The organism is Serratia entomophila, assembly GCF_021462285.1.
Classification (GTDB): Bacteria; Pseudomonadota; Gammaproteobacteria; order Enterobacterales; family Enterobacteriaceae; genus Serratia; species Serratia entomophila.
Map to the genome: position 1 here is coordinate 1,422,519 of NZ_CP082787.1, position 13,487 is coordinate 1,436,005.

Consider the following 13,487-nt stretch of genomic DNA (forward strand, 5'->3'; position numbering starts at 1 on the left):
GCAACCGCGGCTGGCAGGGTCGCGGTTGTCGGGTCTGTAGTGTGCGCAAACTGAATCATGAATTTTCCTGAGTGCGGGAAAGGGTAACGGATTAAATATAATCAGCTTTGCCGGGGCGCGCAACGTAAAATCAACGCGCCCCGGGAAAGGTTACCGTCCGTTATCGGCCCAGCCTTTGCGTTTGCTGGTTTTGCCGATGCCGGGGTTAAAGCTGTTGGTCGGATCGGCGGCGCGGTAGAACGCCTGCAGGTCCGGCTTGGCCGCATACAGGTGGCCGACGTTATGTTCCGCCGGGTATTCGGCGCCGCGCCGGTCGAGGATTTCGAGCATTTTCTCTTTCAGCGCATGGCTGTCGACGCCTTTTTTCACCACGTAGTCCTGATGGAAAACGTGGCACATAAAGTGGCCGTAATACAGCTTGTGCACCAACTGGCTGTCGATCTCCGGCGGCAGGGTTTCAAACCACTCGGTGTCGTTGCGGCGCAGAGCGATGTCCAGCGCCAGAATATCTTCCACCTTGTCGGCGTGCACCGCATGGTAGCGCACGGCGGCGCCGGCGGCGGCAAAGCGGTGCAGGAAGGCTTTCTTGCCCTCTTCGGCGGTGCAGGCGAAGAACGCGCCGTCGGCCTGGGCAAAGTAGCGGCTCAGGTACTGCTGCGCTTCTTCTACCCCCGGCCCGGCCATTTTCAGCAGCAGGTGGTGTTCGAAGCGCTCGCGGTATTCCTTCATGCGTTTCGGCAGATGGCTGGGGGCAAAATGGCTCAGCCCCTGCATCAGCCGGTCGGTCAGGTTGTGCGGCAGCAGCGGCAGCTTGTTCAGGCTGGCGTCCATGCGCCCCTTGAGAGTGAAGAAGCGCGGCATTTGATCGGTGCCGAGCTTGTCGATCATCATAAAGGTGTCTTTGCCGTACACCTCGGCGATGTCGAAAATATCGCGGTGCATGTATTCGCCGGCCACCGGCAGGTTCTCGAATTGGCTCAGCATATGGCGGCGCAGCTCGGTCAACACGGCGGTGTCGTTGGTGCCGATATAGAACACCTGCTCTTTGCCTTCTTTTTCGAAGGTGTCGAGGCGCACGGCAAACACCGCCAGCTTGCCGGCGCAGCCGGAGGCCTCAAACAGGCGGCGCTTATCGGCGTTGAAGCGGGAAGGGGTGTCGGCATCGACGTCGCGCACCCGGGTGGCGTATTCGTTGTCGGAGGCGCGCAGTTCGCCGTGCTCGACGTCCTCCGGCCGATAGTCGCCTTTCTCCAGCCGGGTGAGGATCTCTTCCGGCGTATCGCCGAGTTTAATCCCCAGATGGTTCACCAGCCGCAGTTGGCCGTCTTCGCCCAGCTGCGCGTACAGCGCCATCTCGGTGTAGGCCGGGCCGCGCTTAACCAGCGAACCGCCGGAATTGTTGCACACGCCGCCAATCACCGAGGCGCCGATGCAGGAGGAACCGATCACCGAATGCGGCTCGCGGCCGTAGGGTTTCAACAGCTTTTCCAGCTGGTTCAGCGTGCTGCCGGGGAAGCCGATCACCTGTTTGCCGTTGTCCAGCACCTGAACGTGGTCGAGGCGCAGGGTGCTGACGATAACGATATCGCGGTCGTAGTCGTTGCCGCTGGGCGTTGAGCCTTCGGTCAAACCGGTGTTGGCCGCCTGCATGATGACAATCTTGTCGGCGGCCACGCAGGCCTCCAGAATGCGCCAAAGCTGCAGCAGGCGGGTGGGGAAGACTACCGCCAGCGCCTTGCCTTCGCCGGAGCGGAAGCCCTTGCGGTACCGTTCGGTGCTGCGTTCGCCGGTCAGCAACTGCGGGCCGCCGACGATGTCTTTAAGCTGATTGAGAAACGCCTCGCTGGAGGACTGCGTCATGCCGATCTCCCTTCGTAACCCGTAGGTTTTAGTAAGTTGTTAGCTTATTAGCCTGTTAATTTATTGGCTTAATAATTTAATATCTTTCGGCGTAGCCGGCACGGCGCTCTTCGTCGCGCAGGGTCAGAATTTCCACGCCGTCGGCGGTAACCGCCAGGGTGTGTTCCCACTGGGCAGACAGCTTTTTGTCGCGTGTCACTACCGTCCAGCCGTCTTTCTTCTGCTTGATGCGGTGGTCGCCCTGGTTAATCATCGGCTCGATGGTGAACACCATACCCTCCTGCAACGCCATGCCGGTGCCCGGTTGGCCGAAGTGCAGCACCGCCGGCTCTTCGTGCATATCGCGGCCGATGCCGTGGCCGCAGTACTCACGCACGATGCTGTAGCCGGCCTGCTCGGCGTGCTGCTGAATGGCGTGGCCGATATCCCCCAGGGTAGCGCCCGGTTTCACCGCGCGGATGCCCTGCCACAGCGATTCGTATACGTTGTTCACCAGGCGTTTGGCCAGCGGCGTAACCTGGCCGATACAGTACATTTTGCTGGAGTCGGCGATGTAGCCGCCGTTTTCCAACGTGATGTCGACGTTGACTATCATGCCGGCACGCAGGATCTTGCTGACGGAGGGAATGCCGTGGCACACCACTTCGTCTATCGAGGTATTCAGCACATAGGGGAAATCATACTGCCCCTTGCTGGCCGGCCGCGATTTCAATTCGTTGACGATAAACGCCTCGGCGCGATCGTTAATTTCCATGGTGGAAATGCCTTCGACAATCACCTCATCGAGCATAGCAAACACTCTGGCCAGCAGGGCGCCAGAGTGACGCATTTTGGCAATCTCTTCCGGCGTTTTGATCACAATCTCTTTCACCCGACAATCTCCTTCAGCGTCAGCGCGTTATCTTTCATCATCTTTTTCACCAGCTGCGGGTAGGTCAGCTCCGGGTGGAACTCGGCCAGCATGCCGATCTTGATCCAGTACTCGGCCTGCGCGTTGATCGAGCGCGTCATGGTCAGGCTGGCCAGGCGCAGATCGTCATGCAGCGCGTCTGAAATTTTTACGATGCCCATCGGCGGCTCCTGTAGTGAACAATATACGAAATGTATACGTTTTGGATGGCGACGGTTTGACATTATGTGGCGTAAGGCGCCGATTGCCGCGGCGCGCGGGGGAGGCACTGCCGGCGTACCGGCAGTGATGAAAGGGGCGGTTTTTCAGTTAAACAAATAGAACCTGGCGAGAATTAGAGCGATCAAAATTAACATCGCCATTATGCTGCGTCGTAGCGTTTTCATATTTTCATCCGTTTTTTATTACATGGCCTATACCAGCGGTTGAACCGGTGATGATGTTTTATTTTTACGTTGTAGCTGCCGATTAAGAGGAATTAATTTACGAAAAATCGGGTGTGAATAAAATACCCGGCGACATGTCAGTTTCTGTAATAGTGATTATTCTTTTGTAAATCAGGAGGTCGTTAATAGCGGTGCCGATTTGTGGGTTAATTTAAATTCACCTGTGAAAATAATTAATTAATGATGTTAATTACTTGAGCCTTATATAAACCGCCTGTCAACAACAGACCTGTTGGTCATATAGGGTAAGGAAAAAACGGCATAATTCCCTCGCTTTACGATCTCGTTATGGCGAGGCTCCTATATGAACACAAGTTATCGCCCTGGCGGCATCGAGAGAGGCCGCCAAGGGTAAAACAAGCGCTAGCCGAATCAAGGCATTGCTAAGGTAACTTCCCCCCGGGGATACGTTGTATAGTGCTAAACCCAAGACGTGGGGATCCGCTTATGCTTTCCTGTCTTGTCGCCCCTATGAGGTTTTATCTTTCTATAGGGAGTATTTTCAATGTCATATGCCGCACTGCAAACCCATTATGAAAAAGCGCGCTTTGAAGACGACGCTATCGCCCGTTATATGAACAAGAAGTTCTTTGTTCTGCATCACGACCTTTATGTCAGCGAGGCCCGGACCATATTTATAAATCAGCTTTCCAATGACGACCTGCCGGCGCAGATATTTATCGAGGACGGGCTGAAGTTGGTAGGTGTGCTTTCCGTTAAACGCTTATTACAGGAGGAACACGACGACGAACGCATAAAAGACATGATGGAAACCACCTTCTTTCATGTTAAGCCTACCGACGATCGTGAGCATATCGCCGAGCTATTGGCGGCAAGCCATTTGGATATTGTCGCCGTGGTAGACAATGGCCGCTTGGTGGGGTGTCTCACCGAACGTGAAATAGCGCGCATTATTGAAGCGGAAAATACCGAGGACGCCCAATTGCAGGGGGCCAGTTTGCCGCTGGACAAGCCTTATCTCGAAATATCGTCTTTCCAGCTGTGGAAAAAGCGCAGCGTATGGCTGCTGTTGCTGTTCGTGGCTGAAGCTTACACCAGCACCGTTATCCAGCACTTTGAAGAGGCGCTGGAGGCGGCGATCGCCCTTGCCTTCTTTATCCCTTTATTGACGGGCACCGGAGGCAACAGCGGCACGCAGATTACCTCCACCATCGTTCGGGCCATGGCGCTGGGGGAGGTGCGCCTGAGGGATATCGGCAAGGTGCTGCGTAAAGAAATGACCACCTCCATCATGATTGCGCTCACGCTGGCTTGCGCCGGCGCGTTTCGCGGATGGATGATGGGGATAGGTTACGAAATCACGCTTATCGTCAGTTTGACCCTGGTATGCATTACGCTGTGGGCGGCGACCGTTTCCTCCATCATCCCCATGGTGTTAAAGCGTTTCGGCGTCGATCCCGCCGTGGTGTCCGCCCCGTTTATCACCACGCTGATAGACGGCACCGGTTTGGTCATCTACTTCAAAATAGCCCAGTGGACGCTAGGACTGAACTGACCACGGAAACCGGCGCAGGCCGGTTTTTGCCTGGGGTTGGGCAAGACCTCATCAGCGCTTTTCACCGTAAGAAGATTCCTGGTGACAACGATTGCCGCCGCCGGGCATTGCGTTTATTGTGATTATCCTCGTCATACTTGAAGCGGCATCTGCGTTGGATGCCACTGCAATTATTTTGATGACAATGTTTTTTTGCCATGATTTTTCAGAAGGATTTTAGGCGTGACTAAACTACGTGTTGGGGTGATCTTTGGCGGTAAATCGGCTGAGCATGAGGTGTCGCTGCAGTCGGCCAAGAACATTGTGGATGCAATCGACAAAGAGAAGTTTGAGGTCACGCTGCTGGGCATCGACAAACAGGGGCAATGGCACGTCAACGACGCCTCCAACTATCTGCTGAATGCGGAAAACCCGGCGCTGATCGCGCTGAACCGCTCGAATAAGAACGTGGCGCTGATCCCGGGCCAGGAAAAGCAGCAGCTGATCGAAGCGGGCAACGCCGGGGCGCTGAGCCAGCTCGACGTGATCTTCCCGATCGTGCACGGCACGCTGGGGGAAGACGGTTCGCTGCAGGGGCTGCTGCGCATGGCCAATATGCCGTTCGTCGGCGCCGGGGTGCTTGGCTCGGCGGTGAGCATGGACAAGGACGTGACCAAACGCCTGCTGCGCGACGCCGGGCTGGCGGTGGCGCCGTTCGTTACCCTGACGCGCGCTAACCGCGGCAAGTTCAGCTTCGAGCAGTTGAGCGAGCGTTTGGGCCTGCCGCTGTTTATCAAACCGGCTAACCAGGGCTCTTCGGTGGGCGTCAGCAAGGTGCAGGATCGCGCCGGCTTCGACGCGGCGGTGGCGCTGGCGTTCAGCTTCGATCATAAGGTGCTGGTGGAATCGGCGATTGTCGGCCGCGAGATCGAGTGCGCGGTGCTGGGCAACGACGAACCGCAGGCCAGCCTGTGCGGCGAGATTGTGTTGAGCGACGCTTTTTATTCTTACGACACCAAATACATCAATGAGCAGGGCGCTCAGGTGGTGGTGCCGGCGGCCATCGAGCCGGCGGTGAGCGATAAAATTCGCGATGTGGCGCTGAAAGCCTTCAAGGCGCTGGAGTGTTTCGGCCTGGCGCGGGTGGACGTGTTCCTGACGCCGGACAACAACGTGGTGATCAACGAGATCAATACGCTGCCGGGTTTCACCAACATCAGCATGTATCCCAAGCTGTGGGCCGCCAGCGGCATCGGCTACGGCGAATTGATTACGCGTTTGATCGAGCTGGCGCTGGAGCGCCATCAGCAGGATCGCGCGCTGAACAGCTCGGTGTTCGACCGCTAACGGCATCAGGGGCGGTTAAGCCGCCCCTGCAGGTTATTTCACGCTAACGTCGATATCCCCAAAGTACTTCTTCGCCAGTTCGGCGACCTTGCCCTGCTGTTTCACCTTGGCGATCGCCTCATTCAGCTTGTTCTTCAACGCTTCGTCGCCTTTGCGCAGGCCGAAGGCGATGCCTTCACCGAGGATTTTGTCGTCGCTGACCGCATCGCCGACAAAGGCGAAGCCCTTGCCGTCCGGCTGCGACAGGAAACCGCTTTGGCCCGACGGCGCCATCACCAGGGTGGCGTCGAGGCGGCCGGCGGCCAGATCGAGGTAAACCTGATTTTGGTCCTGGTAGGAGACCACGTCCACGCCCTCGGGCGCCCAATGCGCCTTGGCGTAAATTTCCTGAATCGAGCCCTGCAGCACGCCGACGTGCTTGCCCGCCAGCGATTTGGCGTCCGGCAGCAGCTTGCTGTCGGCTTTGGCGATCAGGCGGTTTGGCACCTGGTAAATTGAATCGGTAAAGGCGATCGCCTGGCGACGCTGGTCGGTCACGTTCATCGCCGAGTTGATGGCGTCGAACTTGCGCGCCTGCAGCGCCGGGATCAGGCTGTCGAACGAGGTTTCCACCCAGCTGCACTTCAGCTGGGCGGCGGCGCATACCGCGTTGCCCAGATCGATATCGAAGCCTTCCAGCTTGCCGCTGGCCGATTTGGATTCGAACGGCGGGTACAGCGCCTCCAGGCCGAAGCGCAGGGTATTCTCCGCCGCCAGCGTGGAGCCGGCGGCCAACAGGCATCCTGCGGCGATCAGCGTTTTCAGTGCTTTCATAATCAGTGCCCCTTTCCCATGGTCGAAAAAAAAATTACACCTGGCTCAGACGGCGCGCGCCTTCCAGCAGGGTCTCGTTATCTTTTGAAAAACTCAGCCGGATGATGCCGGTGTCGGTGCCGTCGCTGTAAAAGGCCGACAGCGGGATGCTCGCGACCTTCGCCTCGCGGATTAAGCGCACGGCGAAATCGTTGTCGCTTTCGCTGCTGAAGCCGCTAAAGCGGGCCAACATAAAGAAACTGCCACGGCTGGGCAGTAATTCAAAGCGCGAATCTTGCAGCGCGCTGGCCAACAGATCGCGTTTTTGCTGGTAAAACGCCGCCAGCCCCAGATAGCTCTGCGGGTTGCCCAGCGCCGCGGCGAAGGCGTATTGCATCGGCGTATCGGCGGAGAACACCATAAACTGGTGCACCTTGCGGATCTCGTCCATCAGCGCCGCCGGCGCCATGCAGTAGCCGACGCGCCAGCCGGTGACGTGGTAGGTTTTGCCGAAGGAAGAGACGATCACGCTGCGTTCCGCCAGCTGCGGGTGGCGCGCCATGCTGTGGTGGATGCCGCCGTCGAACACCACGTGCTCGTAAACTTCATCGGACAGGATCACGATGTCGGTATTGCGGGTCAGCGCGGTCAGGCGCTCGATGTCATGTTCGCCGAACACGCTGCCGGTCGGGTTGTGCGGGCTGTTGACGATGATCATCCGCGTTTTGCCGTTGATGGCGGCGGCGACCTCGTCCCAGTCAATGTGCAGATCCTGCAGCGACAGCTTGATAGCCACCGGCGTCGCGCCCTGCAGACGAACGATCGGCGCGTAGCTGTCGAACGCCGGTTCGAAGTAGATCACCTCGTCGCCCGGGTGCACCAGCGCGCCGATCGCTGAGTACAATCCTTCGCTGGCGCTGGCGATCACCGTGATTTCTTCGTCTGCGTCATAGCGTGCGCCATACAATGTTTCGACTTTAGCCGCCAGCGCAGCGCGTAACGCCGCCACGCCGCTCATCGGCGCATATTGGTTATGACCTGCGCGCATGGCTTGCGCCACCGCTTCGACCAGCTGCGGTTCACAGGCGAAGTTGGGGGCGCCCTGCGATAGGTTCAGGGCCTGATGTTCGGCGCTGAGCTGGCCGATCACGGTGAAAATGGTGGTGCCGACGTCCGGCAGTTTCGAGCGACGTGTGCAGGCGCTGTGCATGAAGGGCTCCAGAAAAGGAAGGGGCGTATCGGACGATTAAGCATCAGGCCGGGTGGGCGGACAAGGGAAAGTTTGTCATACTAGCCATGCATGCAAATCATACCTAATTGAGGCCCGCAATGCCGATATCGCTGCCGTCGCTCGACGTATTGAAAACCTTTGTGGCCGTGGCGCAACGCCTCAACTTTACCCATGCCGCCCAGGCGCTGCACCTGACGCAGGGCGCGGTCAGCCGCCAGATCCTCGGGCTGGAGCAGCGATTGGGCTACCCGCTGTTTATCCGCCGGGCGCGCGGCCTGACGCTGACGCCGCAGGGCGCCATGCTGTTGGCGCCGGTGCAGCAGGCGTTGGGGCAGTTGGACGAGGCGCTGGAGCGCGCCGCCGCGCCGCCGGGCACGTTGCGCATCAAATGCCCGACCTGCGCCATGCGTTGGGTGCTGCCGCGCATCATCCGGCTGCAGAACGAGCGGCCGGAAATGCACATCGAGCTGACCGCCTCGGTATCCCACGGGCTGGACTTCGGCGCGGAGCACTTTGACGCCGCGGTGGTGTTCGGCCGGCCGCAGGGCAAAAAGCTGACGGCGCACCACCTGTTCGATGAAATTCTCACCCCGGTCTGCACCCCGTCCTATCTGCCCAGTCTGGCGCGCCCGGCCGCGCTCGCCGATTTGGCGGATAAAACCCTGCTGCACCCGACGCGCGATCGGCGCGACTGGCTGCTGTGGCTGAAGGCGGCGGGGCGCGACGCGCTGCCCTCCGGCAAGGCGCAGCACTTCGACACGCTCGATCTGGCGATGAGCGCCGCGCTGCAGGGGTTTGGCATCGCCATTGGCGATCTGTGCCTGCTGGAGGAAGATATCCAGGCGCAGCGCATCGTCACGCCGTTCCCGCTCAGCGTGGTCAGCGGCGCGGCCTATTATTTGGTCTATCCTGAACGGGCGGCGTTGCCGCCGACATTAGCCGCGCTGGTGAGTTTCCTCGGCGAGGAGGCCGCCAATAGCCGCGCCCGGCAGCGGAAAACCCTTTCCGCCGGCTGTAACGCTTTGTAAATATTAACGATGCGAATTCCCTTTGCGATGAAACAGAGTGTGGCAAACTGTTTCCTCACATTGATTAACCTCCCGCGGCCTTCTGCGGCGGGAACATGCCTGAGATAAAACAATATGAAATGGCTTTGTGTGGTGAGTATGTTGTCCGGTCTGGCCATCAGCCCGGCTTTTGCGCAGGAAACGCCGATAGCGCAGGGCATCCATGCCCAGCAACGCGACGCCTTTGTCTCCAACCTGATGAAACAGATGACGCTGGAAGAGAAAATCGGCCAGCTCAGGCTGATCAGCGTCGGGCCGGATAATCCGAAAGAGGCGATCCGCGACGGCATCAGCAAGGGGCAGATCGGCGCCATTTTCAATACCGTGACCCGGCCGGACATTCGGGCGATGCAGGATCAGGCGATGCAGCTCAGCCGCCTGAAGATCCCGCTGTTCTTCGCCTACGATGTGGTGCACGGCCAGCGCACCGTATTCCCGATCAGCCTCGGGCTGGCGGCCAGCTTCGATCTCGAAGCCATCGCCCTCAGCGGCCGGGTGTCGGCGCAGGAGGCCAGCGACGACGGCCTCAACATGACCTTCTCGCCCATGGTCGACATTACCCGCGATCCTCGCTGGGGCCGGGTTTCCGAAGGTTTCGGCGAAGACACCTGGCTGGTGTCGAAAATCGCCAAAGTGATGGTCGAGGCCTACCAGAACGGCGATCCGTCCAAACCGGGTTCGGTGATGGCCAGCGTCAAACACTTCGCGCTGTACGGCGCGGTTGAAGGCGGCCGCGACTACAACACCGTCGACATGAGCCCGCTGCGCATGTACCAGGATTATCTGCCGCCGTATAAGGCGGCGGTAGACGCCGGCAGCGGCGGGGTGATGGTGTCGCTCAATGCGATCAACGGCATACCGGCCACCGCCAACCCCTGGCTGCTGAAAGACCTGCTGCGCGACCAGTGGGGCTTCAAGGGCATTACCATCAGCGACCACGGCGCGATTAAGGAGCTTATCAAACACGGCGTGGCGGAAGATGCGCGCGACGCGGTGCGGCTGGCGATCACCTCCGGCGTCGATATGAGCATGAGCGATGAGTATTACGACAAATACCTGCCGGGGTTGGTGAAGGACGGGCTGGTGTCGGAAAGCGATATCGACCGTGCCTGCCGCGACGTGCTGAACACCAAATACGATATGGGGCTGTTCAAGGATCCGTACAATCATCTGGGGCCGGTGGGGTCCGATCCGCAGGACACCAACGCCGAAAGCCGCCTGCACCGCGCCGAAGCGCGAGTGGTGGCGCGCAAGACGCTGGTGCTGCTGAAGAACGACAAACAAACGCTGCCGCTGAGCAAGCAGGCGACTATTGCCCTGGTCGGGCCGATGGCCGACAGCCAGCGCGACGTGATGGGCAGTTGGTCGGCCGCCGGGGTGAGCAATCAATCGGTGACGATCCGCGCGGGGCTGGAGCAGGCGGTGGGCGACAAGGCGAAAATCCTCTACGCCAAGGGCGCCAACCTCACGCAGGACAAGAGCATCATCGATTTCCTGAACGAGTATGAGCCGGCGGTGGTGTTCGACGCCCGGCCGCCGCAGCAGATGATCGACGAAGCGGTGCAGGCGGCCAACCAGGCCGACGTGGTGGTGGCGGTGGTGGGCGAGTCGCAGGGGATGGCGCACGAAGCTTCGAGCCGCGCGGATATCACCATTCCGCAGAGCCAGCGCGATCTGATCGCCGCGCTGAAGGCCACCGGCAAGCCATTGGTGTTGGTGCTGATGAACGGCCGGCCGCTGGCGCTGAGCTGGGAAAGCCAGCAGGCGGATGCGATGCTGGAAACCTGGTACAGCGGCACCGAGGGCGGCAACGCGGTGGCCGACGTGCTGTTCGGCGACTACAACCCGTCGGGCAAGCTGCCGATGACCTTCCCGCGTTCGGTCGGCCAGATCCCGCTGTACTACAACCATCTGAATACCGGACGCCCGTTCGGCAAGGAGAACCCGGGCAAGTACACCTCGCGTTACTTTGACTCGCCAAACGGCCCGCTGTATCCGTTTGGCTACGGCCTGAGCTACACCAGGTTCAGCCTGTCGGGCCTGAAGCTTTCCAGCCCGACCCTGGAGCGCAACGGTAAAATCACCGCCAGCGTGACGCTGAAGAATACCGGCAAATACGACGGCGCCGCCGTGGTGCAGCTGTATCTGCAGGACGTGACCGCCTCGGTCAGCCGCCCGGTGAAAGAGCTGCGCAACTTCAAAAAAGTGATGCTGAAGGCCGGCCAGTCGCAGCAGGTGGAGCTGCCGATCACCGAGGACTCCCTCAAGTTCTATAACGCCAGCCTGAAGTGGGGCGCGGAACCGGGCAAGTTTAACCTGTTTGTCGGCCTGGATTCCGACGATGTGCAGGCGCAAAGCTTTACGCTGAAATAATATTGACGCACCGCCCCCGGCAAGGGGGCGGTTAATAAGCCGATTATATTTTTTGCGCGGTCACAATGCTGTAATACCCGAGTGAAGGAATAACTTCCACCTGGTTGAATCCGGCCTGAATTAAAATATCGCCAATTTCATTGCCTGAATATTGCCGGCCCTGCGTCCAGCCTAACATCATCAGGCTATAGGCCGCCGCGGCGAGCGGGCCGGACTTGGTATTGTCATACAGAACCTCGTGAATAATAATCCTTCCGCCGGCGGGCAGCGCCGCATAGCTTTTTTCCGCCAGGAAATGGTTTTTATCCAACGTCCAGTCATGAAAAATATTGGAATACAGGTGCAGATCGGCAACGGGGTAGGGATCTTGCCACATATTGCCGCAGTGGGTATTTATACGATCGCTAACGCCGTATTGTCGCGCATAATCTGCGGACAACGGGCATACCTCCGGCAGATCGAAGATGGTGCAAGCCAGATTGGGCCAGTGCGACACCATGCTGATGGCATGTGCGCCCGACGCGCCGCCGATATCAAGCGCCTGATGATGCTGCGCCAAAGAGAGCCGGGTTGGCCAGATGCTGGCGGAGCCAATGCTCAGGCTGTGCATGGCGTGGGTGAACTTGCGCGCCCTGTCGGCATCCACCGCGTGGGTGTCGAACAGGCCCTGTTCGTCATAGGCCTGGGCGGTGTTTTTCTTAATCGCCAGTTCCAACTGCTTTAATGAGAAGTTTTCGCTGTTTTCATACATCAGATCCCAGAAATAGCCGAAGTAATTCGGGTTGTCGCGCAGCAGATATTCTTCCGCCTCCGCCGCAAGATTGAACACCCCGTCTTCGTGCGTTACCAGTTTCAGCGCCAGCAAGGTGGCCATCACGGCTTCCGCCGGGCGCTGTTCGATATGGGCAGCGGTGCAAATGCCTTGCAGAGTGGCGCGATGGCCGGAAATAAATTCAAATATGCCCAGCCGGTGAGCGATAATAATTGCCGGGTAGGCGTATAAATTCATTGTGATATCAAGAATTTTTTTGTCATTGCATTGAGGCTGTCTTAATGGTTTAAGCATATTGGCATCCTGATAAGTGAAGCCGCTTCACTGATAAAACTATGCCAATAACGTTATTCTGGCAACGTTAAGCACCACGATTGATTAATTCGGTGTTGAGGAATTAGGTCGTGAAATATTAAGATTAAATAGATTAGCGAATTATATTATTTCTTGCTATTTAGCGGGCGCATTCTGGTCAGTGAAACCATTGCCGTGACCCAACCGCTGCTTAATAACGTCACCAACGCCGAGCTGGCGGCCAGCCAGGGCGCCGATATGCTGCTGTTGAACCTGTTCGACGTCAACTGACCGCGGGTTGCCGGCCTGCCGGAGGGTGTGCCGGCGCCGGGCAATGTCGCAGGAAAAGACGCCGATGACACACAGTCTGGCTATTCTGCTTAGCCTCAGTAGCTTCGGCAAACGAAAACCGGCCCGGGTAAGGTACTGATGAGATAAATATTCTCGGCTGCCTTTTTGATGGTGATGTGATAGGAAATCTTATCGTCTTCCGACTGCAAAAAATTCTTCCAGACTCCCGAGGGGACGGCGTCGCCGGCGTGCTTGAGATCGGCGGTAAACCGCAGGGTAAGGACGTCGTCACTGTGGGTATCGGCATCGGTATTGGCATCGCTATCCGCATCGGCGTAGTTATACCAAAGCTCGCGGTTGAGGATATAGAATTTGCCGTCGCTTCTCACATAGCCGTTCAGGCGGACAAAGCCTTTGCCGGTGTGGTAGAGGAAAAAATTCACTTTGGTCTGTAAAACCGCGGCGTCGGCCTCATCGGCTTTGGCGATGATTTTGGTAGTGATATCGGCATCGCAGCGCAACAGCGTTTTAGGGTGCTGAGTTTTTGGCAGTATCAGCACGGCGAATATCAGCGCCAAAATGACGCCGGCGGTGATGAGAGTGATTAGC

At 58.4% G+C, this 13,487-nt stretch carries 11 protein-coding genes, 1 pseudogene and 1 riboswitch; of the genes and pseudogenes, 5 read left to right on the top strand and 7 right to left on the bottom strand.

Features of this window, described 5'->3' with window-relative positions; genetic code table 11:
• Positions 1–150: 150 nt before the first annotated feature.
• From dld to KHA73_RS07045, 3 genes are all read right to left on the bottom strand, one after another.
• On the bottom strand, positions 151–1,860 hold the full coding sequence (dld, locus tag KHA73_RS07035) for a D-lactate dehydrogenase (RefSeq protein ID WP_234589922.1): 1,710 nt from the start codon (positions 1,858–1,860) through the stop codon (positions 151–153).
• Positions 1,861–1,936: 76 nt separating this feature from the next.
• Positions 1,937–2,731, bottom strand: a complete 795-nt coding sequence (map, locus tag KHA73_RS07040; protein WP_234589923.1) for a type I methionyl aminopeptidase — start codon at positions 2,729–2,731, stop codon at positions 1,937–1,939.
• Entirely contained in the window at positions 2,728–2,931 is a 204-nt protein-coding gene (locus KHA73_RS07045; RefSeq protein ID WP_006324220.1) for a ParD-like family protein, read from the bottom strand. The genes map and KHA73_RS07045 overlap by 4 nt, the downstream gene beginning before the upstream one ends.
• Positions 2,932–3,491: 560 nt before the next feature.
• Positions 3,492–3,662: riboswitch (M-box (ykoK) riboswitch) on the top strand.
• Between the two features lie 59 nt (positions 3,663–3,721).
• On the opposite strand from KHA73_RS07045, the gene KHA73_RS07050 reads away from it, so the two are divergent.
• The gene (locus tag KHA73_RS07050; protein WP_234589924.1) at positions 3,722–4,732 is read left to right on the top strand and encodes a magnesium transporter; all 1,011 of its coding nucleotides are present in this window, start codon (positions 3,722–3,724) and stop codon (positions 4,730–4,732) included.
• 222 nt (positions 4,733–4,954) lie between these two features.
• Positions 4,955–6,058, top strand: a complete 1,104-nt coding sequence (gene ddlA / locus KHA73_RS07055; protein ID WP_234589925.1) for a D-alanine--D-alanine ligase — start codon at positions 4,955–4,957, stop codon at positions 6,056–6,058.
• A gap of 33 nt (positions 6,059–6,091) precedes the next feature.
• On the opposite strand, the gene KHA73_RS07060 is transcribed toward ddlA, so the two are convergent.
• Both KHA73_RS07060 and KHA73_RS07065 read right to left on the bottom strand, forming a co-directional pair.
• The gene (locus KHA73_RS07060; RefSeq protein ID WP_234589926.1) at positions 6,092–6,871 is read right to left on the bottom strand and encodes an ABC transporter substrate-binding protein; all 780 of its coding nucleotides are present in this window, start codon (positions 6,869–6,871) and stop codon (positions 6,092–6,094) included.
• A gap of 34 nt (positions 6,872–6,905) precedes the next feature.
• Entirely contained in the window at positions 6,906–8,060 is a 1,155-nt protein-coding gene (locus KHA73_RS07065) for a methionine aminotransferase (protein WP_234589928.1), read from the bottom strand.
• Positions 8,061–8,179: 119 nt separating this feature from the next.
• Here KHA73_RS07065 and KHA73_RS07070 point away from each other — a divergent pair, with 119 nt between their 5' ends.
• Together KHA73_RS07070 and bglX are read left to right on the top strand one after the other, a co-directional pair.
• Positions 8,180–9,109, top strand: coding sequence for a LysR substrate-binding domain-containing protein (locus KHA73_RS07070; RefSeq protein ID WP_234589929.1), 930 nt, complete (start codon positions 8,180–8,182; stop codon positions 9,107–9,109).
• 114 nt (positions 9,110–9,223) lie between these two features.
• A complete protein-coding gene (gene bglX, locus KHA73_RS07075) occupies positions 9,224–11,521 on the top strand; it encodes a beta-glucosidase BglX (protein WP_234589930.1) in 2,298 nt (765 codons plus the stop codon).
• A 43-nt stretch (positions 11,522–11,564) separates the two neighbouring features.
• Here bglX and KHA73_RS07080 read toward each other — a convergent pair whose 3' ends face one another.
• Positions 11,565–12,530, bottom strand: coding sequence for a methyltransferase (locus tag KHA73_RS07080; RefSeq protein WP_234589931.1), 966 nt, complete (start codon positions 12,528–12,530; stop codon positions 11,565–11,567).
• Between the two features lie 189 nt (positions 12,531–12,719).
• Between KHA73_RS07080 and KHA73_RS07085 the strand changes: the two are divergent.
• Positions 12,720–12,875 (top strand): annotated as a pseudogene (locus tag KHA73_RS07085) (DUF7916 family protein); the annotation flags it as partial.
• A 98-nt stretch (positions 12,876–12,973) separates the two neighbouring features.
• Here the strand turns inward: KHA73_RS07085 and KHA73_RS07090 are convergent.
• Positions 12,974–13,456: a hypothetical protein gene (locus KHA73_RS07090; RefSeq protein WP_234589932.1), complete on the bottom strand. Its 483-nt coding sequence runs from the start codon at positions 13,454–13,456 to the stop codon at positions 12,974–12,976.
• Positions 13,457–13,487 lie beyond the last annotated feature (31 nt).